Here is a 22577-nt window from a genome sequence, read left to right as displayed (position 1 = left end):
ACGCCGTGCGCGTGGCCTACGCGGGACTCAGGCGAAAGGACGCGTTTAAAGCCCTGGCGGAGAAGCTCGGCTTCACCCCCCTCCTCTTTCCCGTCCAGGCCACGGAGAAGGTCCCCGTCCCCGAGTACCGGGACCAGGTCCGGGCCCTCGCCCAAGGGGTGGACCTCTTCCTGGCCACCACCGGGGTGGGGGTGAGGGACCTCCTGGAGGCGGGCAAGGCCCTGGGTCTGGACCTGAAAAAGCCCCTGGAGGGGGCCCTCCGCCTGGCCCGGGGGGCCAAGGCGGCGCGGGCCCTCAAGGAGGCGGGCCTTCCCCCCCACGCCGTGGGGGACGGCACCTCCCAAAGCCTCCTCCCCCTCCTTCCCCAAGGAGGAGGCGTGGCCGCCCTCCAGCTTTACGGGAAGCCCATCCCCTTCCTGGAAAACGCCCTGGCGGAACGGGGCTACCGGGTCCTTCCCCTCATGCCCTACCGCCACCTCCCGGACCCCGAGGGCCTCCTCCGCCTCGAGGAGGCCGTCCTCGGAGGGGAGGTGGACGCCCTCGCCTTCGTGGCCGCCATTCAGGTGGAGTTCCTCTTTGAGGGGGCGAAGGACCCCGAGGCCCTGAGGGAAGCCCTCAACACCCGGGTCAAGGCCCTCGCCGTGGGCCGGGTCACCGCCGACGCCCTAAGGGAGTGGGGGGTCAAGCCCTTCTACGTGGACGAGGCCGAGCGGCTGGGAAGCCTGCTCCAGGGCTTCAAACGCGCCCTGCAGAAGGAGGTGGCGTGACCTACTTCCCCCTGATGCTGGACCTAAAGGGCCGCCCCGTCCTCCTCATCGCCGGGGGGCCCGAAACCCCCGTGAAGCTCAAGGCCCTCCTCGAGGCGGGGGCGCGCGTCACCGTCCTCGCCGAAGAGGACCCCTTCGGCCTGGAGGCGCTGGAACGGGAAGGCAAGATCCGCTGGCTCAGGCGGGGCTATCGGGAAGGGGACCTGGAAGGCCACTTCCTGGTGGTGAGCCACCCCAAGGACAAGGCCATCCACCCCAGGGTCAAGGCGGAGGCCGACCGGAGGGGCGTCTTCCTCGTGGCCGTGGACGACCCCCAGAACGCGAGCGCCATCCTCCCCGCCGTCCTCAGGCGCGGGGAGCTCTTGGTGGCCCTCTCCACCTCGGGGGCCGCCCCCGCCCTCGCCGTGCGGCTCAAGGAGCGCCTGGCGGGGCTTTTCCCCGAGGCCTACGGGGAGCTCGTGGCCTTCCTCCGCACCCTGAGGCCCAGGATCGCCCAAATCCCGAGCTTTGAGGAAAGGAAGCGCCTCTGGTACCGCATCGTGGACCAGGCCCTGGAGGAGCTGGACCTAGACCCCAGGGAGGGCCTAGGGAGAGCCAAGGAGAAGGCCGAGGAGGCCCTAAAGGAGGTGGCGGCATGGACAAGGTGAAGGCGGCCCGGAGCCTGATCCAAGAAGCCCTGGCCCAAAGCCGAAACCCCTGCTTCACCTGCAGCTTCCAGGCGGAGGACGTGGTGGTCCTCCACCTCCTCCTCAAGGAAAAGCCCGAGATCCCCGTCCTCTTCCTGGACACGGGCTACCACTTCCCCGAGGTCTACGCCTACCGGGACGAAATGCGAAAAAAGCTCGGCTTCCGCCTCCTCAACCTCACCCCAAGCCTCTCGCGGGAGGAGCAGGAAGCCCGCTACGGCAGGCTCTACGAGACCGACCCCGGCCGCTGCTGCGCCCTCCGCAAGGTGGAGCCCCTCTTCGCCGCCCTGGAGGCCTACGATACCTGGTTCACGGGGCTTAGGCGGGAGCAGTCCCCCACCCGCGCCCACCTCCAGCCCTTGGAAGAGGCTGTCCTCCCCTCGGGCCACCGCCTGAAGAAGGTGAACCCCCTCTACGACTGGACGTTTAAGGAGGTCTTCGCCTACCTGGCCGTGCAGGACCTCCCCTACCTCCCCCTCTACGACCAGGGCTACCTCTCCATCGGCTGCGCCCCCTGCACGGCGAAGCCCTTAGACCCCTCGGACCCCCGCTCGGGCCGCTGGGCGGGAAAGGGCAAGCTGGAGTGCGGCATCCACCTGCACGGCAAGGAGGGGTAGATGGCCTTTCTTCTGGGCTTTCTCATCGCCTTCGCCATCGGGGTCACGGGGGTGGGGGCGGGGACGGTTACGGCGCCCCTCCTCATCCTCGCCCTGGGGCTTCCCCCGGAGGTGGCCGTGGGCACGGCCCTCCTCTTCGGCTTCCTGGTGAAGATCCCCGCGGGAGGGGTCTACCTCCTCAAGGGGCAGGTGGACCCCAGGGCGCTTTTCCGGCTCCTTTTGGGCGGGGTCCCGGGGGTGCTTCTGGGAAGCCTCCTCCTCACGCAGCTCAAGGGGGCGAAGGACCTCGTCCTCCTCCTCGTGGGCCTCACCGTGGTCCTCTCGGCGGGGCTTGGGCTTTGGCGGGGCCTGAAGGGGGTCGGACGAGGGAGGGAAAGGCCTTGGCTTCTCCCCCCGGCGGCCTTCGGCATCGGCCTCGAGGTGGGCTTCTCCTCCGCCGGGGCCGGGGCCTTGGGGACCCTTCTCCTCCTCCACGCCACCCGGCTTTCCCCCCAGAAGGTGGTGGGCACCGACCTCCTCTTCGGCCTCGTCCTCGCCCTCCTGGGGGGCGGGGTCCACCTCGCCTTCGGCCAGGTGGCCCCAGGCCTCCTCCTCGCCCTGGCCTCGGGCGGGGTGGCGGGGGGGCTTCTCGGGGCCCTCTTCGCCACCCGGCTTCCCAAGGAGCCCTTAAGGCTCGCCCTCCTCCTCTGGCTCCTCTTCGTCGGAGGCCAGCTCATCTACCGGGGGGTGGCCCATGGGTAGGGTCTACCTGGTGGGGGCGGGCCCCGGGGACCCGGAGCTTTTGACCCTCAAGGCCTACCGCCTCCTCAAGGAGGCCCCCGTGGTCCTCTACGACCGGCTCGTGGACGAGAGGGTCCTCGCCCTCGCCCCCGGGGAAAAGGTCTACGTGGGCAAGGAGGAGGGGGAGAGCGCCAAGCAGGAAGGGATCCACCGCCTCCTCCTCCGCTACGCCCAGGCCCACCCCTTCGTGGTCCGCCTCAAAGGGGGCGACCCCATGGTCTTCGGCCGGGGCGGGGAGGAGGGGCTTTTCCTCCTCCGGCACGGCGTCCCCGTGGAGGTCGTCCCCGGGGTGACGAGCCTCCTCGCCTCCGGGCTTCCCCTCACCCACCGGGGCCTCGCCCACGGCTTCGCCGCGGTCTCGGGGGTCTTGGAGGGGGGAGGCTATCCGGACCTCAGGCCCTTCGCCCAGGTCCCCACCCTGGTGGTCCTCATGGGGGTGAAGCGGAGGGTCTGGATCGCCAAGGAGCTCCTCCGCCTGGGACGGGACCCTAGGGAGCCCACCCTCTTCGTGGAGCGGGCCTCCACCCCGAAGGAGCGCCGCGTCCTCGCCGCCCTCGAGGAGGTGGCCGGAGGAAAGGTGGCGGTGGAGGCCCCCGCCCTTTGGATCCTGGGCGAGGTGGTGCGCGTGTTCGCCGAGAAGGAAGCGCCTGTGGACGCTTTGGCCCTGGGAGGTTAGCCGTGGTGGAAACCCTTCCCGCTTTGGAGATCGGCGAGGACGAGAGGCTGGACCTGGAGAACCTGGCCACGGGGGCCTTCCTCCCCGTCAAGGGCTTCATGACCCGGGAGGAGGCCCTAAGCGTGGCCCACGAGATGCGCCTTCCCACGGGGGAGGTCTGGACGATCCCCCTCCTCCTCCAGTTCCGGGAAAGGCCCAGGGTAGGCCCGGGGGACACCGTGGCCCTCCTCCACAGGGGGGAACGGGTCGCCCTCCTCCACGTGGCCGAGGCCTACGAGCTGGACCTAAAGGCCCTCGCCCGGGCCGTCTTCGGCACGGAAAGCGAGGCCCACCCCGGGGTGGCCCGGCTCTACGGCAAGGGCCCCTACGCCCTGGCGGGCCGGGTGGAGGTCCTAAAGCCCAGGCCCCGCACCCCCCTGGAGAAGACCCCGGAGGAGGTGCGGGCCTTCTTCCGGGAAAGGGGCTGGCAGAAGGTGGTGGCCTTCCAGACGCGCAACGCCCCCCACCGGGCCCACGAGTACCTCATAAGGCTCGGCCTGGAGCTTGCCGACGGGGTCCTGGTCCACCCCATCCTCGGGAGCAAGAAGCCAGACGACTTCCCCACGGAGGTCATCGTGGAGGCCTACCGGGCCCTGATCAGGGACTTCCTTCCCCAGGAGCGGGTGGCCTTTTTCGGCCTCGCCACCCCCATGCGCTACGCCGGGCCCAAGGAGGCGGTCTTCCACGCCCTGGTGCGCAAGAACTTCGGGGCCACCCACTTCCTGGTGGGCCGGGACCACGCCGGGGTGGGGGACTTCTACGACCCCTACGCCGCCCACCGGATCTTTGACCGGCTTCCCCCCTTGGGGATTGAGATCGTCAAGGTGGGGGCGGTCTTCCACTGCCCCTTGTGTGGCGGCATCGCCTCGGAGAGGACCTGCCCCGAGGGCCACCGGGAGAAGCGCACGGCCATCAGCATGACCAAGGTCCGGGCCCTCCTCCGGGAGGGAAAGGCCCCGCCCCCGGAGCTCGTCCGGCCGGAGCTTTGGCCTATCCTCCGGCGGGGGGTCTGAGGGCCCGCTCCACCCGGGGCAGGACCTCGGTGCCCAAAAGCTCAATGGCCCTGAGCACCCGGGCGTGGGGCAGGGTGCCCACGGAAAGCTGCAGGAGAAGCCTTTCCGGCCGGAAGAGCTCGTGCCAGTAGAGGACCTTCTCCGCCACCCGCTCAGGGTCGCCGATGAAGTCGGCCCCCTCGAGGGTCCTGGACCAGGCGAAGTACTCCGGGGTGAGGGGCCGCCACCCCCTTTCCCGCCCGATCTTGTTCATCACCTGGAGGAAGGCGGGAAGGGCCAAGCGGAAGGCCTCCTCGTCGTCCTCGGCGAGAAAGCCGTGGGCCGCGAGGGCGAGCCTCGGGGTGTGGCCGTGCTCCCGGGCGGTCTTGCGGTAAAGCTCCACGAAGGGGAGGAAGCGCTTGGGGCTTCCGGCGATGATGCCGAGGACCAGGGGAAGCCCGAGCCTGCCCGCCCGCACCGCCGACTCCGGGCTTCCCCCCGCCGCCACCCAGAGGGGCAGGGGGTTCTGCTTGGGCCTGGGGTAGACCCCGAGGCCGGGGATGGGCTTGGTGAACCGCCCCCCGGGCCAGAAGACCTTCTCCTCCTCCCGGAGCTTGAGGAGGAGGGCGAGCTTCTCCTCAAAGAGGGCCTCGTAGTCCTCGAGGTTGTAGCCGAAGAGGGGGAAGGACTCCACGAAGGAGCCCCGGCCCACCCAAAGCTCCGCCCTTCCCCCCGAGAGGAGGTCCAGGGTGGCGAACTGCTGGAAGACGCGGATGGGGTCGTCGGAGGAGAGGACCACCACGGCGCTGGAGAGGCGGATCCGCTTCGTGCGGGCGGCGATGGCGGCGAGGACCACCGCCGGGGCCGAGACCACGTACTCCTCCCGGTGGTGCTCCCCCACGGCGTAGACCCCAAGCCCCACCCCTTCCGCCAGCTCCGCCTCCTCCAGAAGGCGCCTAAGCCGCTCCTCGGCCGTGGGGGGGCGGCCGAGGTCGGGGTCCAAGGTGCGCTCGCCAAAGGTGTAAAGCCCAAGCTCCATGGCCTAAGGGTAGGCCAGGGCTTTATTTCTTAAAGTATGTGGGGCCACCCTTCCCCCCCGGGCGCACGAAGGGGTAGACTCCCCCCATGAAGGCCTGGGTGCTAAAGCGGCTTGGCGGCCCCCTGGAGCTAACGGAACTGCCCGAGCCCGAGGCCAAGGAAGGGGAGGCGGTCCTTCGGGTGGAGGCGGTGGGCCTCAACTTCGCCGACCACCTGATGCGCCTTGGGGCCTACCTCACCCGGCTCCACCCCCCCTTCGTCCCGGGGATGGAGGTGGTGGGGGTGGTGGAGGGAAGGCGCTACGCCGCCCTCCTCCCCCAAGGCGGCCTCGCCGAGCGGGTCGCCGTCCCCAAGGGGGCCCTCCTCCCCCTGCCCGAGGGCCTCTCCCCCGAGGAGGCCGCCGCCTTTCCCGTCTCCTTCCTCACCGCCTACCTGGCCCTGAAGCGGGCCCAGGCCCGGCCCAGGGAAAAGGTCCTGGTCCAGGCGGCGGCGGGGGCCTTGGGGACGGCGGCGGTCCAGGTGGCCCGGGCCATGGGCCTCCGGGTCTTGGCCGCGGCCTCGAGGCCCGAGAAGCTCGCCCTCCCCCTCGCCCTGGGGGCCGAGGAGGCCGTGACCTACCCCGAGGTGCCGGAAAGGGCCAAGGCCTGGGGCGGGCTGGACCTGGTGCTGGAGGTGCGGGGCAAGGAGGTGGAGGAAAGCCTCGGCCTCCTCGCCCACGGGGGAAGGCTCGTCTACATCGGGGCCGCCGAGGGGGAGGTGGCCCCCATCCCGCCCCTCCGCCTCATGCGCCGCAACCTGGCCGTCTTTGGCTTCTGGCTCACCCCCCTCCTGCGGGAGGCCGCCCTGGTGGAGGAGGCCCTGGGCTTCCTCCTCCCCAGGCTTGGGCGGGAGCTTAGGCCCGTGGTGGGCCCCGTCTTCCCCTTCGCCGAGGCGGAGGCCGCCTTCCGGGCCCTCCTGGACCGGGGGCACACGGGGAAGGTGGTGGTGCGGCTCTAGGCGGGCTCGGGCGCCCGGGAAAGCCCCGCCTGGGCCGCGGCGAGGCGGGCGGTGAGGACCCGGAAGGGGCTCGCCGAGGTGTAGTCCAAGAGGTCCGCCACGAAGCGGACGCTCCCCGCCTCCCCCCCGTGCTCCCCGCAGAGGCCGAGCTTGAGCCTGGGGTTCGCCCGCCTCCCCTCCTCCGCCGCCATCCTGAGAAGCCGCCCCACCCCCTTCTCGTCCAGGCGCTCCGTGGGGTCAAAGGGGAAAAGCCCCTCCTCCACGTACCGGGGGAGGAACTTCCCCGCGTCGTCCCGGGAGAGGCCGAAGGCCATCTGGGTGAGGTCGTTGGTGCCGAAGCTGAAGAAGTCCACCAGGGGGGCGATCTCGGCGGCGAGGAGGGCGGCCCGGGGGGTTTCCACCATGGTGCCGAAGGGGATGGGGCCATACTTCCGGAAAAGCTCCTCGGCGAGGGCCCGCGCCCTCGCCACCTCCTTGGGGTCGGCCACCAGGGGGACCATGACCTCGGGCCTGGGGTCGTGCCCCGCCTCCTTGAGCTCCCTCGCGGCCTCGAGGAGGGCCCTAAGCTGCATGCGGAAGACGGCGGGCCTGAGGAGGAGGAGCCTCGCTCCCCGGAACCCCAGCATGGGGTTCGCCTCCTTTAGGGCCTCCGCCCGCTTGAGGAGGCGCCCCGCCTCCTCGTCCCCCTCCTCCGCCCGGCGGGCGAGCTCCTCCAGGGGGGGGAGGAACTCGTGAAGCGGCGGGTCCAGAAGGCGCACCGTGACGGGGAGGCCGTCCATGGCGAGGAGGATCCCCTTGAAGTCCTCCTTCTGGAAGTGGAAGAGGCGCTCCAGGGCCTCGGCCTCCTCCTCGGGGGTCTCCGCCAGGATGAGGCGGCGCACCCAGGGAAGGCGCTCTTCCTGGAAGAACATGTGCTCCGTGCGGCAAAGGCCGATGCCCTCAGCCCCGAAGGCCCTGGCCCTTCGGGCGTCCTCGGGGGTGTCGGCGTTGGCCCTGACCCCGAGGCGCCGATGGGGCTCGGCCCAGGCGAGGAGCTTTTCCAAAAGGGCCTCCCCTGCGGCCTCCACCAGGGGCACCGCCCCCAGGTACACCTCCCCCGTGCCCCCGTCCAGGGTGAGGAGGTCCCCCTCCCGGATCTCCACCCCTTCCGCTAGGGCCCGGCCCTCCTCGGGGAAGACCCTAAGGGCCTCCGCCCCCACCACCGCGGGCACCCCGAGGCCCCGGGCCACCACCGCCGCGTGGGAGGTGAGGCCGCCCCGGGCGGTGAGGATCCCCTTGGCGAGGTACATCCCGGTGATGTCCTCGGGGGTGGTCTCGGGGCGCACCAGGATGGCGGGAAGCCCCTGGGCGTGGAAGCGCTCCACGGCCTCGTTGGTGAAGGCGGCGTGGCCCACCGCGGCCCCGGGGCTTGCGGGGAGGCCCTTGAGGAGGGGCTTTGGGGCCTTGTCCCGGTCCACGCTGGGCCGGAGGAGGCCGGGGAGGGCGTTGGCCTCCACCCTCATGACCGCCTCCTCCCGGGAGATGAGCCCCTCCTCGGCCATCTCCACGGCGATCCGCACCGCCGCCTGGGCCGTGCGCTTGCCCGAGCGGGTCTGGAGGAGGAAAAGCCTTCCCCACTCCACGGTGAACTCAAAGTCCTGCATGTCCCGGAAGTGCCGCTCCAGCTTCTCCGCCACCTGCAGGAGTTCCCGGTAGAGCTCGGGGGCGTAGTCCTGGAGGCGGGCCAAGGGCTCGGGGGTGCGGAGGCCCGCCACCACGTCCTCCCCCTGGGCGTTCCTCAGGTACTCCCCGTAGAGGCCCTTCTCCCCGGTGGCGGGGTTGCGGGTGAAGCCCACCCCGGTGCCCGAGTCCTCCCCCAGGTTGCCGAAGACCATGGCCTGGACCACCACCGCCGTGCCCAGGTCCTCGGGGATGCCGTAGATGCGGCGGTAGGTCCTGGCCCTGGGGTTCAGCCAGCTTCTGAAGACGGCCTCTATGGCCCCTTGGAGCTGGGCCCAGGGGTCCAGGGGGAAGGGGATGCCGCGGGCCTCGAGGTGGCGGAGGTAGCGGAAGGCCAGCTCCTCCAGGTCCTCGGGCCCAAGGGCCGCGTCCGTCTCCACTCCCCTTTTCGCCTTGAGGGCGGAGAGCATCCCCTCAAAGACCTCGGGCCCCTCCCCCAAGACCACCTCCCCGTACATGGCGAGGAGCCTGCGGAAGCTGTCCCAGGCGAAGCGGGGGTTGCCCGTGGCCCGGGAGAGGGCCTCCACCCCCTCCAGGGTGAGGCCGAGGTTGAGCACGGTGTCCATCATCCCGGGCATGGAGACCGGGGCCCCGCTCCGCACGGAAACGAGGAGGGGAGGGGCCTTCCCCTCCCCTTGGCCAAAGCGCTTGCCCGTTAGGCCCTCGAGGGCCGCCATCCCCGCCCGTACCTCCTCCCAAAGCCCCGGCACCTCCCCCGCCTTCAGGTACTGGCGGCAGGCCTCCGTGGTGACGATGAAGGCCGGGGGGACGGGCAGGCCCGCCCCCGCCATCTCCGCAAGGCCATGGCCCTTGCCGCCCAGGAGGTCCCGGGAAAGCCCCCGGGCCTCGGAGAGCAAGTAGACGCGTTTCGCCATGCTCCCAGTCTGGCCCCACCCGTGGAAGCGTGGAAAGGTGTAGCCAAGGGAAAGCTACACCGTTCGCCTAAGGGGAAAGGAGGGCCCGCCACTCGGCGAGCATGGCCTCGGCGAAGCGGGGAAAGGCCCCGTGGTAGGCGAGGAGGAGGGCCTTCGGGGAAAGCCCCTCCGCCCTCTTCTCCCGCAGGAAGGCCCGGGCCGCCTCGGGGGGCCCGTGCCAGCGGGCGAGCTCCCCATAGGCCCCGTCCAGGAAGACCACGGTGGGGACGATGCGCTTCCCCTCCTTGGCGTAGGCCTCGGCGAGGTCGGGGTTCTCGTCCCGGAAGAAGAAGCGGACCTCGAGGGGAAGCCGGGCGAGAACGGGGATGGCCTGGACGGAGTCCGGGCACCAGTCCTCCACCAGGGCGAGGGCCCTTTGGGCCCTTGGAAGCGGCGCGAGGGGAGGAAGCCCGGCGTAGAAGGCCTCCACCTGGTCCCGGTTCCTCCGCAGGCGGGGAAGGAGCCCCTCGTAGGGGAGCCCCTCCAGGTAGCGGGCCTCGAGCATGGCCCCATCCTCCTGGGCCTAAGGGAAAGGCGCAAGGAGGCCCCTCACCCTGGAGGGGCTAAGTGCCCGCGCCTTGATTTCGCCACATGGGACGCCGGGGGTAGGGCTTTGCGAAGGCTCTTTTGGGGCCCCCGCTCTGGCGCAAGCCAGCGCGGGGTACTTAGACTGGCCCCCATGGACCGGAGGCTCCTCGCCCTCCTCTCCGGGGTCCTCCTCGGCACGGTGAGCGAAAGCAGCCTGGCCCCGGCCCTCCCCGTCCTGGAGCGGGCCTTCGGGGTGGGGCCGGAGGCGGCCCAGGGGGTGGTCTCCCTGGGGCTTTTGGGGGCGGCCCTGGCCTACCTCCCCCTGGCGGGCCTCGCCGGGCGGGTGGGGGCGGCGAGGCTCTTCCGCACCGGGCTAGTCCTCCACGCCCTCTTGGCCCTCCTCCTCGCCCTGGCCCCAAGCCTCTTGGCGCTCTACCTCCTCCGCCTCCTCCAGGGGGTGGCCACGGCCATGGTGGTGGGCCTGGTGCCTGGGCTTGCGGCGAACGCCTTCCCCAAGGCCCGGGGCTACGCCCTGGGCATGGTGGCGAGCACCGTGGCCGCGGGCACCCTCCTGGGCCCGGCCCTCGGGGGGCTCGCCGCGGGGTGGGGGCTTCCCTATGTCTTCCTCCTTCCCCTCCCCGCCGCCTTCCTCGCCCTCCTCCTCTCGGGGAACCTCCCAGAGCTTCCCAGGCAGGAGGGCACCCTCCCAGGCCTCCTCCGGGCGCCCGGGTTCCTCCCGGCCCTCCTCGCCACCGGCCTCTACTTCCTCCACACCCTGGGGACCACCGTGGCCCTCGCCTTCCACCTGGGAAAGGAGGGCTTCTCCCCGAGGGCCATCGGGGGCCTCCTCCTCCTCGGGCCCTTGGAGCTCCTCCTCCTCGGGGCCTGGGCGGGGCGGAGGGCGGACCGGATGGGCTACCGCCGGGTGGCCCTCCTCGGGGCCTACCTCCTCGTGGCCGCGGGCCTGGCCTTCGCCTTTCTACCCCTCCTCCACCCCTTTTGGGGAAGCGCCCTCGCCCTTCTCCTCCTCGGGGTGGGGCGGGCCCTCTTCCAGGCGGCGAACAACGCCCTCGTCCTCTCCCTCGCCCCCAGGGGGACGGAGGGCCTCGCCTCGGGGGCCCTCTCCGTGGCCCGGGCCCTGGGCCAGGCCCTGGGGAGCGCCCTCGCCGGGGGAAGCCTTGGCCTGTTCTACCGCCTCCTTCCCGGCCACGGCCTGGCCTTCGCCGCCACCGCGCTTCTCCTCACGGCCCTCATGGGGCTTGCCGCTTACGGAATGCGGGGGTTTAAGGAACCTGTAAGGCCCTCTTCCTAGGCTGAGGGTGAGGAGGCGAGGTATGGAAAAACCCCGCGTCCAAATCCTTTGGCCTAGGAGGGGACGGGACTGGCTTCTCCTCCTTTTGGGAACCGTTCTGGCGCTGGGCATTCTGGGAAAACTCCTTCCCGAAAGCCCCTCCGAGGTTCAGGTGGGGGTGGTTCGGCTTAAGGTGCCCGCGGGTTGGGAAGTCCGGGAGGTTCAAGGGGGTTATGCCCTCCTGAGCCCCTTGGAAGGAGGGGGGGACCGCTTCCGGGAAAACCTCACCCTTTTGCGGGAACCCCTTCCCAAGCCCCTTTCCACCCCGCAGTACGCCCAGGTGGTGGCCCAGCGCAACGCCCAAGGCCTCGAGGGGTTCGTCCCCGGAAAGCTAGCCCCGGTGCGGCTTGGAAACGCGCAGGCCGTGGCCTTCAGCGCCCGGGGAAGCTACCAGGGGCGGCCCCTGGAGTTCTTGGTTTACGCCTTCGTCCTGGGCCAAGAGGGATACCAGATCACCCTGACCGCAGAACCCGGGAAACTCACGGGCCTTTGGGACGCCGTCCAGGGGGCCCTGGCCACGGTCCAGCTACCCCCTGAAGCTCTGGCTCCCGGGAGCACCCCCTCCATGAGCCCAGGAAGCCCCTCCCCCATCCCAGCCCCCGGTTCCAATCCCTGGGAAGGCTACCCGGCGGGGCCAAACCCCCCTGGGATTCCAGGCCCAGAAACCCCCTTTTCTGTTCCAGCACCCGAGTCCTCCCCCTGGGGGGAGTACCCCGAAGGCCCCTACGGGCCTGCAGGGGACTTCTGGGAAAGCTGGCAGGAAGGGGAGAACTTCAACACCTGGATGGCGGAGGAGTGGAGCCAGCTCCTTTCTGGGGAAACCCCAGAACCCACGTACCAGGACGAGGCCGGAAACCTCTATTGGGAAGGCCCTTCAGGCCTCCTCCATGAGTGGGGGGACTATAGCAACGAGTAAACAAGCAAGTGGGCCATCCGCCGCTGGACGATCCGGGCAGCCAGGGCGGGGCTTAGGCGATGGAGGAGGTCCATGGTCTGGGCGTCCCGGCCCAGGAGCACCCGGAAGGCGTCCCGTTCCACGGCGTCCAGGAGGCGCTTGGCCGCCACCTCGGGCTCGAGGACAGGCACCTTCGCCCCCTCCGCCCTCGGGGCTTCCACCCCCGAGTGCTCGGCGATCCCCGTGCGCATGGCCCCGGGCAGGACCAGGGTGACGCGCACCGGGGTTCCCTGAAGCTCCGCCCAAAGGGCCTCGGTGAGGAGCATCACCGCCGCCTTGGAGGCCCCGTAAAGGGCCTGCCCCGGCACGGGCACGAAGGCCCCCATGCTGGAGACGTTCACCAGGTGGGCCTCGGGGCGCTTGAGGAGCCTGGGCAGAAAGGCCCGGGTCATGTGGAGGGTACCCCAGAAGTTCACCCGCATCACCCGCTCCATGGCCGCCTCGTCCAGGTCCAAGAGGCGCTTAAAGGGCTGGATGATGCCGGCGTTGTTGATGAGGCCGTCCACCTGGCCATGAGCCCTCTCCACCTCCTCGGGCAGGGCCGCCACCTTCTCCTTGTCGGTGATGTCCAGGGGGTGGAGGCTTAAGCCCTCCCCTAAGCTTCCCGCCTTGGCCCGGGTTTCTTGGAGGCCCTCCGCCCTGAGGTCCACCGCCGCCACCCTCGCCCCCCGCCTTAAAAGCTCCAAGGCCAGGGCCTGGCCCAGGCCGCTTCCCGCGCCGGTGACCACCACCACTTTCCCCGCCAGGCGCATGGCCTCAGTCTACACCGCGGGGGTAGGGCTAGGGCGACTGGAGGGCCTCCCAGCGCTCCTTCAGGCGGCGAAAGAGGGCCTCCACCTTGGCCTTGGGGAGGATCACCTGTTCCGTGCGCCCCACCCCGATGAGGTCCCCGAGCTCGTTGTAGGCTTCCACCCGCGCGTGGACCCGGTTCCCCTCGGTTTTCTCGTGGCGGGCCACGATCCTCACCCGCATCCCGGGGAGGGCGGAGGCCAGGTGCCGGGCCTCCACGTAGCTCCCGATCCCCTCCTCCCCCTCCTCCAGAAAGGGGAGGATGATCTTGCGCCCGGCGAGCTCCATGTGCTTGACCATCCAGTAGGTGGCGTAGACGGGGTGCACGGGGCCCAGCTCCTCAAAGCGCACCGTCATCTCGGGGGTGACCACGGTCTCAAAGACCGCCTCGTAGCCTTCGGGGATGGGACGCATCACTTCCTCAGGTCCAGGACCCGCCTGAGCTTCCCCCCCTCGCTCCTTGGGGCCTGGCCCGGGGGGAGGAGGGTGACCTTCATGGTGACGCCGATGTTGTCCTTGATCTTGCGGGCGATCCGCTCCCTTAGGGCGTGGAGCCGATGGTCCGCCTCAATGACCTCGTCGGAGAGGGCCTTCTGGCCGATCTCCCGGAAGAAGGCCTCGGAGACCTCCACCTTGAGCTCGGCCTCGTCCAGGGTGCCCTCCCGCCGCACCACGATCTGGTAGTAGGGCTCCACCTCGGGGATGTCCAAAAGCACCGCCTCCACCTGGGTGGGGTAGACGTTCACCCCCCGGATGATGAGCATGTCGTCGGTGCGGCCGAGGATGGGCCCCATGCGCACGTGGGTGCGGCCGCAGGTGCAGGCCTCGTAGGTGAGGAAGGTGAGGTCCCCGGTCCAGTAGCGGAGGAGGGGCATGGCCTCCTTGGTGAGGGTGGTGAAGACCAGAACCCCCACCTTCCCCTCGGGGAGGGGCTCTCCGGTTTCCGGGTCCACCACCTCGGGGAGGAAGTGGTCCTCCCAGATGTGGCTGCCCTGGCGCTCCTCCACGCACTCGTTGGAAACCCCGGGGCCGATGATCTCGGAGAGGCCGTAGATGTTGGTGCTCCTCACCCCAAGGCCCTCGTCCACCTGCTTCCTGATGGCCTCGGTCCAGGGCTCGGCGCCAAGGACGGCGTACTCCAGGGAAAGCTCCTCCGGGGAGACCCCCCGCTTTCGGAACTCCTCCGCCAGGGTCTGGGCGTAGGAGGGGGTGCAGGAGATCACCTCGGGGCGGAAGTCCTGGATGAGCATCACCTGCCTTTCCGTCATCCCCCCGGAGACCGGCACCACCGTCATCCCCAAGGCCTCCGCCCCCCCGTGGAGGCCGAGGCCCCCGGTGAAGAGGCCGTAGCCGTAGGCGTTGTGGAGCATCATCCCGGGCCTCGCCCCGGCCGCGGCCAAGGAGCGGGCCACCACCTCGGCGAAGACCTCGAGGTCGGCCCTGGTGTAGCCCACCACGGTGGGCTTGCCGGTGGTGCCGCTAGAAGCGTGGATCCTCGCCACCTCCTCCCGGGGCACGGCGAAGAGGCCGAAGGGGTAGTGGTCGCGGAGGTCCGTCTTCTTGGTGAAGGGGAGTTTGGGGAGGTCCTGAAGGCCCCTAAACCGCTTGGGGTCCACCCCGGCCTCGTCAAGTAGCCTCCGGTAGAAGGGAACCCGCTCGTAGACGTAGGCCACCACGCGGCGAAGCCTTTCTTCCTGAAGCGCCCTAAGCTTCTCCCTGGGCAGGGTTTCCAGTTCCGGCTGGTACATCATCCCCATCACCTCCCAAGCGAAAGACCGTTCCCGTGAAAAGGGCCACGAGCTTCCCTTCGGAGACCACCTCCACCCGGTAGGTGGCCGTGCGCCGGGAGAGGTTCACCTCCGCCGCCCTCGCCTCCACCCTCGCCCCCGCCCCAAGGGGCCGGAAGTAGTCCATGCGGCAGGAGAGGGCCACCGCAGGCCCCCGGGAGTTGCTGGCCAGGGCGAAGGCGCTGTCCGCCAGGGCGTAGAGGAAGCCCCCGTGGGCGGTGCCGTGGAGGTTCAGGTGGGCCTCCCCCACCTCCCCCGCCACCACCGCCTCCCCCGGGGCGAGGCGGAGGACCTTTAGGCCCAAGGCCTCCATGAAAGGGTCCCTCACCCCTCCTCCACCTCCCGCGCCAGGCCCAGGTAGGCCTCCACCACCCGGGGGTCTTGGCGAAGCTCCTCCGCCTTCCCCTCCAGCACCGCCTCCCCCGCCTCCACCACCAGCCCCCGGTCCGCCAAGGAAAGGGCCACCTTGGCGTTTTGCTCCACGAGGAGGAGGGTCACCCCCTCCCCCTTGAGCTCCCCCAGGATCCGGTAGATCTCCCGCACCATCAGGGGGGCGAGGCCCAAGGAGGGCTCGTCCAGGAGGAGGAGGCGGGGCCGGGCCATGAGGGCCCGGCCGATGGCGAGCATCTGCTGCTCCCCCCCGGAAAGCGTCCCCGCGGGCTGGCGCCTCCGCTCCAGAAGCCTCGGGAAAAGGCGGTAAACCCGCTCCAGATCCTCCCGGAGGCCCTTCCGCAGGCGGGTGAACCCCCCGAGGAGGAGGTTGTCCTCCACGGAAAGGCCGGGGAAGAGGGCCCGCCCCTCCGGGACGAGGACCACCCCCCGCTGGAGGAGAGCCTCGGGGGTCCTATGGGAGAGGGGCTCCCCCTGAAGGCGCACCTCCCCCTCGGCCCGGGCGAGGCCCAAGAGGCCCCGGAGGAGGCTCGTCTTCCCCGCCCCGTTGGGCCCGATGACGGCCAGGGCCTCTCCCGCCTCCAGGGCCAAGGAGACCCCCCGCACCGCCTCCAGGGCCCCGTAGCGCACCGTGAGGTTTCGCACCGCAAGAAGGCTCATGCCGCCTCCCCCAGGTAGGCCGCCCGCACCAAGGGGTTCCTCTGCACCTCCTCGGGCGTCCCCTCGGCGATCTTCTCCCCGTAGTTCATCACCACCACCCGGTCCGCCAGGCCCATGATGAGGTCCATGTCGTGGTCCACGATAAGCACGGTGTAGCCCTCCCGGGCGAGGGCCTTCAGGAGGCGGGCGAGCTCCCGCTTTTCCCCCGCCCTAAGCCCCGCCGCCGGCTCGTCCAGAAGGAGGACCTCCGCCCCCGAGGCGAGGAGGCGGGCGATCTCCAAGAGGCGCTGCTGCCCGGCGGTGAGCCTGGCCGCAGGCTCCAGGGCAAGCCCTTCCAGGCCCACCCGCTTCAGGGCCCGGTAGGCGGTGGCCAGGGCCCGCGCCTCCTCCTCCCCGTGGAGGCCCAGAAGCACCCGGGAAAACCCCGCCCGGGTCCGGGCGTAGGTGCCCAAGGCGGCGTTTTCCAGCACGGAGAGTTCGGGGAAGAGGTGGGGGTGCTGGAAGGTCCGCCCCAGGCCCAGGGGATGGATCCGGTGAGGGGGCAGGCCGGTGATCTCCTTCCCGAAGAGGAACACCCTCCCGCCGTCCGGGGGGATGGCCCCGGTGAGGAGGTTGAAGGTGGTGCTCTTCCCCGCCCCGTTGGGGCCGATGAGGGCGAGGATCTCCCCCCGCCTCAAGGCGAAGAACACGCCGTTCACCGCAAGGAGCCCTCCGAAGGCCTTCCTGAGGCCTTGGGCCTCCAAGACCACCTCCCCCCGGGCGCCGGAAGGGGCGGGAAGGGGTAGGGGCTCGGCCCGGGGAAGGCTTCCCTCCTTTCTGGGCAAAAAGCGGGCCAGGAGGGGGAAAAGCCCCTGGGGGGCGAGAAGGAGGATCCCCGCCAGCACCAGGCCGTAGGCGATGGTCTCGTAGTTCCCCTGGCGCCCAAGGAGGAGGGGCAGGAGGTCCTTGAGCCAGTCCTCCAGGCCCGTGAAGAGGGCCGCCCCCAGCAAAACCCCGGGGATCGTCCCCACGCCCCCGGCCACGGCCATCACCAGGTACTTGATGGAGGCCTCGAGGGAAAAGGGCGTGGGGTTCACGAAGCGCAGGAAGTGGGCGTAGAGGAAGCCCGCCAGGCCCGCCATGGCCCCCGCCAGGAGGAAGGCCTTGAGGCGCAGGGCCGCCGGGTCCACCCCGAAGCTCGCCGCCGCCAGGGCATCCCCCCGCAGGGCGAGAAGGGCCCGGCCCAGGCGGCTAAAGCGCAGGTTGTGGAGGGCGAGCACAGCGAGGACCAGGACCAAAAGGCTAAGCAGGCCGTAGCGGAAGGCGTTGTCCAGGGGAAACCCCAGGAGGACCAAGGGGGGGAGGTCCGTGAGCCCCGTGTGCCCCCCGGTAAGCCCCACCAGGTTCCCCGCCAGGATGTAGAGGGCCACCTGCCAGGCGATGGTGGAAAGGGGGAGGAAGTGCCCCTTAAGCCGCACGGTGAGCCCCCCGAGGACCAGGGCCAAAAGCAGGGAAAGGGCGAGCCCCGCCGCCAGGCCGAACCAGGGGGAAAGCCCCGCCTTCACCGTGAGGAGGGCGGTGGCGTAGGCCCCCATGCCCATGAAGGCCGCCTGGGCGAAGCTGGTCATGCCGGCGAGGCCCGTGAGGACGTAGAGGGAGAGGGCCACCAGGCCCGAGAGGGCGAAGAAGTTGAGGAGGGTCAGGTAGAAGGGAAAGGGGGCGAGGAGAAAGGGCAGAAGGAGCAGGAGAAACCAGCCGTAGCGCATCACTCCTCCACCGCCCGCGCCCTGAGGCTCTGGAAGAAGAGGGCGGGCACCAGGAGCAAGAAGACCAAGGCCTCCTTGTAGGCGCTGGCGTAGAAGCTGGTGAAGCTCTCAAAGAGACCCACCAAGAGCGCCCCCAGAAAGGCCACCGGATAGCTCAAAAGCCCCCCCAGAATCGCCGCCACAAAGCCCTTGAGCCCCAGCATGAAGCCCATGAAGTAGGCGGCGTTGATGAGGGGCGCGAGGAGAAGCCCCGCAAGGGCCGCAAGAAGGCTCGCGATGGCGAAGGCCACCATCCCCGCCTCCTCCGGACGGATGCCGCAAAGCCTCGCCCCGAGCCGGTTCTCCGCCGCCGCCAAGAGGGCCTTCCCAAAGAGGGAAAGGCGGAAGAAGAGGTAAAGCCCCCCCACGGCCAAAAGGGCGAAGAGGAGGACGAGCACCCCCTGCCAGGAGAGCCCCGCCAAGACCTCCCCCGAAAGGAGAGGCTCGGGGCGGTACTGCTCCGGCCCAAAGAAGACGAGGCCCAGGCCCTGGTAGGCCACGTGGAGCCCCACGGCCATGATGAGGTAGGCGAGCACCGTGGCCTCCCTAAGGGGTTGGAAGAAGACCCGGTAGCTGGCCACCCCGAGGTAGACCACGAGGAAAATGGCCGCGGGGTAGGCGAGGGCGGGGCTTCCCCGGGCGAGGAGGAAGAGAAGAAGAAGCCCCACCCCTCCCAGGAGAGGGAGCCCCCGGCCCCTTCCCCGCTCCAAAAGGGCCCAAAGGGCCCCCAGGGCCAGGGCGAGGCCCAGGGTCCCAGGAAGCTTCCCCCCTTGGAGCCAGACGAGGGAGAGGGGGGCGAACATCATGAGCTCCCCGATGGGCACCAGGATCACCCGGGTCACGGCGAAGACGAGGACCATGGCCACGGCCAGGAGGCCGTAGATCACCCCGTTTTGCAGGGCGTCCAGGAGGAGGAACCCGAGGATGGTGGCGTCCATGGCCTAGCGGAAGGTGCGGACGAGCTTCCAGCGGCCCCCTTCCACCTGCACCATCACCGCGGCGTCCTCAAAGCGGAGGCCCAGGTGGTCCTCCTTGCTGAAGGTGAAGACGCCGTGGGTGGCCACGAGGCCCTTGGTGGCCTCGAGCTCGTCGCGGAGGGCGGCGCGGAAGGCGGCGAGGTCGCGGCCGGGGTCGGCCTTCTTGAGGGCGCGCTCCAGGGCGGGCTTCAGGATGAGCCAGGCGTCCCAGGCGTGGGCGCCGAAGGTGGAGTAGCTGCCGATGCCGTACCGGGCCTCGTAGCGCTGGATGTAGTCCAGGGCGACCCGCTTGGAGGGGAAGGCGCTGGGAAGCTGCTCGGCCACCAGGATGGGCCCGGCGGGAAGGAGGGTCCCCTCCACGTCCTTGCCCCCCACCCGCAGGAAGTCGGGGTTGGCCACCCCGTGGGTCTGGTAGATGAGCCCAGGGTAGCCCCTCTCCTTCAGGGTGCGCTGGGGAAAGACCGCCGGGGTGCCGCTCGCGCCGATGAGCACGGCGTCGGGCCTGCGGGCGATGATCCTCAGGGCCTGGCCGGTGACGCTGGTGTCCGTGCGGTTGTAGCGCTCGCTCGCCACCACCTGGAGCCCCTTGGCCTTGGCCTCGGCCTCAAAGAAGCGGGCCCAGCCCTCCCCGTAGGCGTCGTTGAAGCCGATGTAGCCCACGGTCTTCACCCCGCGGGCCACCATGTCGGCCACGATGGCCCGGGCCATGAGCTCCTCCGTCTGGGGGGTCTTGAAGACCCAGAAGCGCTGGGCGTCCACGGGGTGGATGATGTCCTTGCTGGCGGCCAGGGAGATCATGGGCACCTTGGCCTCGGCCACCACGGGGATCATGCCCAAGGAGGCCGGGGTGGTGGTGGTGCCGACGACGGCCACCACGCCCTCCTCCACGAGCCTCCGGGTGTTCCGCACCGCCTGGGTGGTGTCGGAGGCGTCGTCCAGGATGACGAACTCCACCTTCCGCCCGGCCACGCCCCCCTGGCGGTCCAAAAGCTCCTGGAGCATGAGGAAGGTGTTCCGCTCGGGGATGCCCAAGGAGGCGGCGGGCCCCGTGGCCGAGACCACCACCCCCACCTTCAAGGTGCCCTGGGCCCACGCGGATAGGGCCAGGGCCAAAAGGGGTACCAACCAACGCCTCATCCTTTTCCTCCTTTCTCCCACCGGGCCTGGGCCCGGGTTGGGGCTAACGAACAGCCGTTTGGCTCGGCTTCCAGTCTAGGGAGGGACCTTTGTCCCGTCAAGGCCCGGGCTGGGACCGGGGCCTTCGGCTTAGGTCACGTGCTCGGGCAGGCCCTGAAGGGCCGGGGCCTCCGTGGGCACAAGGCGGTCCTCCAGGTCCAGGAGGGGGCTTCCCTCCAGGAACCAGCTCTTGGGGGTGCGGTGCCCCCAGAGGGTCTGGCGGCGGGGGTCGTTCAGGCTCCAGCGCACCGGGGGCAGGTCGGGGTCCACGGTGAGGTAGTCGGAGGTGTAGAGCTCTATGCGGTGCCCGTCGGGGTCCTTGAGGTAGAGGAACATGGCGTTGGAGATCCCGTGCCGCCCGGGGCCCCGTTCTATTTGGTCCGTGCGCATGGCCCCCGCCAGGATGTCCGCCGCCTTCAGCACGGCGAGGGGGTCGGGGAGCCAGTAGGCGAAGTGGTGGAGCCTGGGGCCTTCTCCGTTGGTGAAGGCGATGTCGTGGACGTTGCCCTTGCGGTGGAGCCAGCTCGCCCAAAGCCTCCCTTGGTCGTCCTCCGTGTACTCCGTGAGGCGGAAGCCGAAGACCTCCTGGTAGAACCGCGTGGCCTCCCCCACCCGGGGGGAGAAGACGTTGAGGTGGTCTATGCGCAGGATGCCGGGCCCCCGGTGCTCGTGGTAGTTCTGGAGGACCCGGGGGAGCTTCTCCGCCTTGAAGTAGAAGGCCAAGGGGTAGCCGAAGGGGTCCTGGAGGCGGAGGATTTCAGGCCTGCCCCAGTCGGACTCGAGGCGATAGGGAACGCCTTCCTGCCTGGCCCAGGCCAGGCCCTGCTCCAGGCCCTTCTCGTCCACCTTGAAGCCCAGGGCGCGCACCGCGGGGAAGGGGGCCTGGGTGAGCTTGAGGCTCCACTCCAGCTCTTCATAGCCCCGGAGGTAGGCCGCCCCTTCCTCCCGGTGCTCCAGGCGGAAGCCCAGAAGCCCCTGGTAGAACTCTAGGCTTTTCTCCAGGTCCCGCACCCAAAGCTCTATGAACCCCACCCTCACGATGGCCATACCAACCTCCTGTAGCCCCTTTGGAAGTAGACCAAAGGAGGCCCCTCCTCCCCGAGCTCTACCCCCTCCACCAGGCCCACCACGATCCGGTGGTCCCCCCCGGGGTAGAGGGCCTGGAGGCGGCAGCGGAGGACGGCGAGGGCCCCCTTCACCCGGCCCCCTTCTAGGAAGACCCCCTCCCTGGGCCTTCCCGCGAAGTGCTCGGAGACCGCCTCCTGCCCCTCGCGGAGAAGGCTCACGGTGAAGGCCCCCGCCCCCTCGAGGACGGGGAGGAGCTTGGCCCGCTCGCTCACCGCCAGGGCCACGAGGGGGGGCTCGAGGCTCAAGGACATGAAGGCCGTGGCCGTCATCCCCCGCTCCTCCTCCCCAAGCCTGGCCGCCACCACCGTGACCCCGCTGGCGAAGCGGGCGAGGGCCTCCTTGAAGGCCTTCTGGGGTTCCCCTGAGGTCACGCCCGGACCTCCTCAAAGACCTTGAGGCTTTCCTTGAGGAAAGCGCGGATCCTCTCCTTGTAGGGCTCCTTGTCGTAGACGCTGTAGAGGGTCTGGTACATGCGCACGGGGTCGCCGAAGAAGAAGCGCTCGTAGAGCTCCTGCCTCGCCCCAAAGCCGGAGAGGGTCATGTCCCAGGCCAGGCGGAAGAGGGCCACCCGCTCCTTGGCCTCGAGGGCCGCCCCCTGGAGGAACTTCTCCAAGAAGGGGCCGAGGGGCCCCTTGAAGTCCTTCTCCGAGGGGAGGGTGATGAGGCCGGAGGCCCCGATCTGCTCCAGGATCTCCCGGACCCTGGGGTAAAGCCTCGGGTAGAGGTTCCTGGCCCCGTCCAGGGCCCCCCGGTCCGGGACCAAGAGGCCGTAGGCGTTCTCCTTGGCCTCCTCCTCCGCCCTCGTCCAGAAGGCCCGCATGGCCTCGAGGTAGACGATGATCTCGGCGATCTTCTCCTGGACGTGGCCGTAGACGTCCGCCCCGATGCCCTCGGCCATGAGGGCGGCCACCCCAAGGAAGGCCTCGGTCTTCGCCGTCTTCAGGGCCACCACCTGGTGGGCCATGTGGTGGAGGGCCCCCGTGGCCGCGTAGGCGTTGTTGCAGAGCTCCACGTTCCCCAGGATGAAGACCCTCTCCCAGGGGACGAGGACGTCGTCAAAGACCACCAGGCAGTCCATCTCCTCGAGGCGGCTGGAGAGGGGGTGGTCAAAGGGGCTGTCCCCCCCCACCAGGCCCTCCCGGCAGACGAAGTGGAGGCCCGGGGTGGAGGTGGGCAGGGCGAAGGCGACGGCGTACTTCTCCGCCCCGGGGCCCTCCTTGAGGAGGGTGGAGGGGAAGATGAGGACCTCGTCCGCCAGGGGGAAGGTGGCCGTCATCCGGGCCCCCCGGACCACGATCCCCTTCTCCGTCTGCTTCACCACCCCCACGGGGATGTAGGGGTCGGGCTGGGCGGAGGGGGGCTTGGCCCGGTTCACCTGGGGGTTGGTGAGGGCGTGGGTGGTGGCGAGGTCCTGGTCCCGGAGGTAGCGGTAGTAGTTCCGGACGTTCTCGGCGAACTCCCCGAAGTAGGGGGCGCTCGCCGCGTAGGCCATGACCACGGCGTTGAGGTAGTCGGGGCTCCGCCCCATCATCCCCAGGTTCTGGTCGGCCCAGAGCTTGTAGGCCCGGCTTCGCCGCTTCAGGTCCTCCTTGGTCTTGGGGATGAGGAAGCTCATCCCGTGCCGCTTGCCCCCTTCCTCGTAGGTGAGGACCTCCCGGTAGCGGGGGTCGTGCTGCAGGTCGTAGAGGGCGGCCATGGTGCGCACGATCCCCCGGAAGACGGGGTGGGTGGTGGGGTCTTGCACCCTCTCCCCCTTGTACCAGAGGTTGGGGGGACGCTCCTTAAGGGCCTCCATGTACTCCGCTCCGGTCCTGGCCATACGGCACCT

23 protein-coding genes are annotated in these 22577 nt (G+C 70.1%); 9 read left to right on the top strand and 14 right to left on the bottom strand.

Features of this window, described 5'->3' with window-relative positions:
• Positions 1–5: 5 nt before the first annotated feature.
• The 6 genes from BLP62_RS05830 to BLP62_RS05805 are packed head-to-tail and all read left to right on the top strand — an operon-like array spanning position 6 to position 4578.
• Positions 6–767, top strand: a complete 762-nt coding sequence (locus tag BLP62_RS05830; protein WP_093006851.1) for a uroporphyrinogen-III synthase — start codon at positions 6–8, stop codon at positions 765–767.
• Positions 764–1414 (top strand): precorrin-2 dehydrogenase/sirohydrochlorin ferrochelatase family protein, encoded by a 651-nt coding sequence (locus tag BLP62_RS05825; protein WP_093006795.1) that lies wholly within the window; start codon positions 764–766, stop codon positions 1412–1414. The genes BLP62_RS05830 and BLP62_RS05825 overlap by 4 nt, the downstream gene beginning before the upstream one ends.
• Entirely contained in the window at positions 1402–2070 is a 669-nt protein-coding gene (locus BLP62_RS05820) for a phosphoadenylyl-sulfate reductase (RefSeq protein ID WP_093006793.1), read from the top strand. The genes BLP62_RS05825 and BLP62_RS05820 overlap by 13 nt, the downstream gene beginning before the upstream one ends.
• On the top strand, positions 2071–2811 hold the full coding sequence (locus BLP62_RS05815; RefSeq protein WP_093006791.1) for a sulfite exporter TauE/SafE family protein: 741 nt from the start codon (positions 2071–2073) through the stop codon (positions 2809–2811). It begins immediately after the preceding gene.
• Positions 2804–3526: a uroporphyrinogen-III C-methyltransferase gene (gene cobA / locus BLP62_RS05810; protein WP_093006789.1), complete on the top strand. Its 723-nt coding sequence runs from the start codon at positions 2804–2806 to the stop codon at positions 3524–3526. Before BLP62_RS05815 ends, cobA begins: the two co-directional genes overlap by 8 nt.
• A 2-nt stretch (positions 3527–3528) precedes the next feature.
• The gene (locus BLP62_RS05805) at positions 3529–4578 is read left to right on the top strand and encodes a sulfate adenylyltransferase (RefSeq protein WP_093006787.1); all 1050 of its coding nucleotides are present in this window, start codon (positions 3529–3531) and stop codon (positions 4576–4578) included.
• On the opposite strand, the gene BLP62_RS05800 is transcribed toward BLP62_RS05805, so the two are convergent.
• Positions 4556–5596 carry an Atu2307/SP_0267 family LLM class monooxygenase gene (locus tag BLP62_RS05800; RefSeq protein WP_093006785.1) on the bottom strand — a complete coding sequence of 347 codons (1041 nt, stop codon included), beginning with the start codon at positions 5594–5596 and terminating at the stop codon, positions 4556–4558. The two genes, BLP62_RS05805 and BLP62_RS05800, sit on opposite strands and share 23 nt — an antisense overlap.
• 86 nt (positions 5597–5682) lie before the next feature.
• Here BLP62_RS05800 and BLP62_RS05795 point away from each other — a divergent pair, with 86 nt between their 5' ends.
• Complete coding sequence (locus tag BLP62_RS05795; RefSeq protein ID WP_093006783.1) at positions 5683–6591, top strand: NADPH:quinone oxidoreductase family protein; 909 nt, start codon at positions 5683–5685, stop codon at positions 6589–6591.
• Here the strand turns inward: BLP62_RS05795 and ppdK are convergent.
• Together ppdK and BLP62_RS05785 are read right to left on the bottom strand one after the other, a co-directional pair.
• Positions 6588–9185: a pyruvate, phosphate dikinase gene (gene ppdK / locus BLP62_RS05790; RefSeq protein WP_093006781.1), complete on the bottom strand. Its 2598-nt coding sequence runs from the start codon at positions 9183–9185 to the stop codon at positions 6588–6590. The two genes, BLP62_RS05795 and ppdK, sit on opposite strands and share 4 nt — an antisense overlap.
• 67 nt (positions 9186–9252) lie before the next feature.
• Positions 9253–9729 carry a thioredoxin family protein gene (locus tag BLP62_RS05785; protein ID WP_093006779.1) on the bottom strand — a complete coding sequence of 159 codons (477 nt, stop codon included), beginning with the start codon at positions 9727–9729 and terminating at the stop codon, positions 9253–9255.
• 174 nt (positions 9730–9903) lie between these two features.
• Here BLP62_RS05785 and BLP62_RS05780 point away from each other — a divergent pair, with 174 nt between their 5' ends.
• Both BLP62_RS05780 and BLP62_RS05775 read left to right on the top strand, forming a co-directional pair.
• On the top strand, positions 9904–11064 hold the full coding sequence (locus tag BLP62_RS05780; RefSeq protein ID WP_093006777.1) for an MFS transporter: 1161 nt from the start codon (positions 9904–9906) through the stop codon (positions 11062–11064).
• Positions 11065–11086: 22 nt separating this feature from the next.
• The gene (locus tag BLP62_RS05775; RefSeq protein WP_093006775.1) at positions 11087–12019 is read left to right on the top strand and encodes a DcrB/PsbP domain-containing protein; all 933 of its coding nucleotides are present in this window, start codon (positions 11087–11089) and stop codon (positions 12017–12019) included.
• On the opposite strand, the gene BLP62_RS05770 is transcribed toward BLP62_RS05775, so the two are convergent.
• The 11 genes from BLP62_RS05770 to hpaB all read right to left on the bottom strand — a co-directional run bounded on the left by BLP62_RS05770 (position 12004) and on the right by hpaB (position 22568).
• On the bottom strand, positions 12004–12810 hold the full coding sequence (locus tag BLP62_RS05770) for an SDR family NAD(P)-dependent oxidoreductase (protein ID WP_093006773.1): 807 nt from the start codon (positions 12808–12810) through the stop codon (positions 12004–12006). The genes BLP62_RS05775 and BLP62_RS05770 overlap by 16 nt on opposite strands.
• Before the next feature lie 28 nt (positions 12811–12838).
• Positions 12839–13261 carry a thioesterase family protein gene (locus tag BLP62_RS05765; protein ID WP_093006771.1) on the bottom strand — a complete coding sequence of 141 codons (423 nt, stop codon included), beginning with the start codon at positions 13259–13261 and terminating at the stop codon, positions 12839–12841.
• Entirely contained in the window at positions 13261–14595 is a 1335-nt protein-coding gene (locus tag BLP62_RS05760) for a phenylacetate--CoA ligase (protein ID WP_176758153.1), read from the bottom strand. The genes BLP62_RS05765 and BLP62_RS05760 overlap by 1 nt, the downstream gene beginning before the upstream one ends.
• Positions 14552–14962 (bottom strand): hydroxyphenylacetyl-CoA thioesterase PaaI, encoded by a 411-nt coding sequence (paaI, locus tag BLP62_RS05755; protein ID WP_093006767.1) that lies wholly within the window; start codon positions 14960–14962, stop codon positions 14552–14554. The genes BLP62_RS05760 and paaI overlap by 44 nt, the downstream gene beginning before the upstream one ends.
• Positions 14959–15684 carry an ABC transporter ATP-binding protein gene (locus BLP62_RS05750; protein ID WP_093006765.1) on the bottom strand — a complete coding sequence of 242 codons (726 nt, stop codon included), beginning with the start codon at positions 15682–15684 and terminating at the stop codon, positions 14959–14961. The genes paaI and BLP62_RS05750 overlap by 4 nt, the downstream gene beginning before the upstream one ends.
• Entirely contained in the window at positions 15681–17429 is a 1749-nt protein-coding gene (locus tag BLP62_RS05745) for a branched-chain amino acid ABC transporter ATP-binding protein/permease (RefSeq protein ID WP_093006762.1), read from the bottom strand. The genes BLP62_RS05750 and BLP62_RS05745 overlap by 4 nt, the downstream gene beginning before the upstream one ends.
• Positions 17429–18406 (bottom strand): branched-chain amino acid ABC transporter permease, encoded by a 978-nt coding sequence (locus tag BLP62_RS05740; protein WP_093006760.1) that lies wholly within the window; start codon positions 18404–18406, stop codon positions 17429–17431. Before BLP62_RS05740 ends, BLP62_RS05745 begins: the two co-directional genes overlap by 1 nt.
• A gap of 3 nt (positions 18407–18409) precedes the next feature.
• Complete coding sequence (locus BLP62_RS05735; RefSeq protein ID WP_093006757.1) at positions 18410–19582, bottom strand: ABC transporter substrate-binding protein; 1173 nt, start codon at positions 19580–19582, stop codon at positions 18410–18412.
• A gap of 129 nt (positions 19583–19711) precedes the next feature.
• A complete protein-coding gene (gene hpaD, locus BLP62_RS05730; RefSeq protein ID WP_093006755.1) occupies positions 19712–20668 on the bottom strand; it encodes a 3,4-dihydroxyphenylacetate 2,3-dioxygenase in 957 nt (318 codons plus the stop codon).
• Entirely contained in the window at positions 20656–21120 is a 465-nt protein-coding gene (hpaC, locus tag BLP62_RS05725; protein WP_093006753.1) for a 4-hydroxyphenylacetate 3-monooxygenase reductase subunit, read from the bottom strand. Before hpaC ends, hpaD begins: the two co-directional genes overlap by 13 nt.
• On the bottom strand, positions 21117–22568 hold the full coding sequence (gene hpaB / locus BLP62_RS05720; protein WP_093006751.1) for a 4-hydroxyphenylacetate 3-monooxygenase, oxygenase component: 1452 nt from the start codon (positions 22566–22568) through the stop codon (positions 21117–21119). Before hpaB ends, hpaC begins: the two co-directional genes overlap by 4 nt.
• Positions 22569–22577: the final 9 nt, after the last annotated feature.

The organism is Thermus arciformis (genome assembly GCF_900102145.1).
Lineage (GTDB): Bacteria > Deinococcota > Deinococci > Deinococcales > Thermaceae > Thermus > Thermus arciformis.
This window is presented reverse-complemented; position numbering and strand designations above follow the sequence as displayed.

What these genes read in the sequence shown, in the direction of transcription:
- cobA (WP_093006789.1), top strand. Translation starts at nt 2,804, where the DNA reads ATGGGTAGGGTCTACCTGGTGGGGGCGGGCCCCGGGGACCCGGAGCTT.
- BLP62_RS05765 (WP_093006771.1), bottom strand. Translation starts at nt 13,261, where the DNA reads ATGCGTCCCATCCCCGAAGGCTACGAGGCGGTCTTTGAGACCGTGGTC.
- hpaD (WP_093006755.1), bottom strand. Translation starts at nt 20,668, where the DNA reads ATGGCCATCGTGAGGGTGGGGTTCATAGAGCTTTGGGTGCGGGACCTG.
- BLP62_RS05800 (WP_093006785.1), bottom strand. Translation starts at nt 5,596, where the DNA reads ATGGAGCTTGGGCTTTACACCTTTGGCGAGCGCACCTTGGACCCCGAC.
- ppdK (WP_093006781.1), bottom strand. Translation starts at nt 9,185, where the DNA reads ATGGCGAAACGCGTCTACTTGCTCTCCGAGGCCCGGGGGCTTTCCCGG.
- BLP62_RS05785 (WP_093006779.1), bottom strand. Translation starts at nt 9,729, where the DNA reads ATGCTCGAGGCCCGCTACCTGGAGGGGCTCCCCTACGAGGGGCTCCTT.
- BLP62_RS05795 (WP_093006783.1), top strand. Translation starts at nt 5,683, where the DNA reads ATGAAGGCCTGGGTGCTAAAGCGGCTTGGCGGCCCCCTGGAGCTAACG.
- BLP62_RS05735 (WP_093006757.1), bottom strand. Translation starts at nt 19,582, where the DNA reads ATGAGGCGTTGGTTGGTACCCCTTTTGGCCCTGGCCCTATCCGCGTGG.
- hpaB (WP_093006751.1), bottom strand. Translation starts at nt 22,568, where the DNA reads ATGGCCAGGACCGGAGCGGAGTACATGGAGGCCCTTAAGGAGCGTCCC.
- BLP62_RS05740 (WP_093006760.1), bottom strand. Translation starts at nt 18,406, where the DNA reads ATGGACGCCACCATCCTCGGGTTCCTCCTCCTGGACGCCCTGCAAAAC.
- BLP62_RS05750 (WP_093006765.1), bottom strand. Translation starts at nt 15,684, where the DNA reads ATGAGCCTTCTTGCGGTGCGAAACCTCACGGTGCGCTACGGGGCCCTG.
- BLP62_RS05775 (WP_093006775.1), top strand. Translation starts at nt 11,087, where the DNA reads ATGGAAAAACCCCGCGTCCAAATCCTTTGGCCTAGGAGGGGACGGGAC.
- BLP62_RS05780 (WP_093006777.1), top strand. Translation starts at nt 9,904, where the DNA reads ATGGACCGGAGGCTCCTCGCCCTCCTCTCCGGGGTCCTCCTCGGCACG.
- BLP62_RS05770 (WP_093006773.1), bottom strand. Translation starts at nt 12,810, where the DNA reads ATGCGCCTGGCGGGGAAAGTGGTGGTGGTCACCGGCGCGGGAAGCGGC.
- BLP62_RS05760 (WP_176758153.1), bottom strand. Translation starts at nt 14,595, where the DNA reads ATGTACCAGCCGGAACTGGAAACCCTGCCCAGGGAGAAGCTTAGGGCG.
- BLP62_RS05815 (WP_093006791.1), top strand. Translation starts at nt 2,071, where the DNA reads ATGGCCTTTCTTCTGGGCTTTCTCATCGCCTTCGCCATCGGGGTCACG.
- BLP62_RS05745 (WP_093006762.1), bottom strand. Translation starts at nt 17,429, where the DNA reads ATGCGCTACGGCTGGTTTCTCCTGCTCCTTCTGCCCTTTCTCCTCGCC.
- BLP62_RS05820 (WP_093006793.1), top strand. Translation starts at nt 1,402, where the DNA reads ATGGACAAGGTGAAGGCGGCCCGGAGCCTGATCCAAGAAGCCCTGGCC.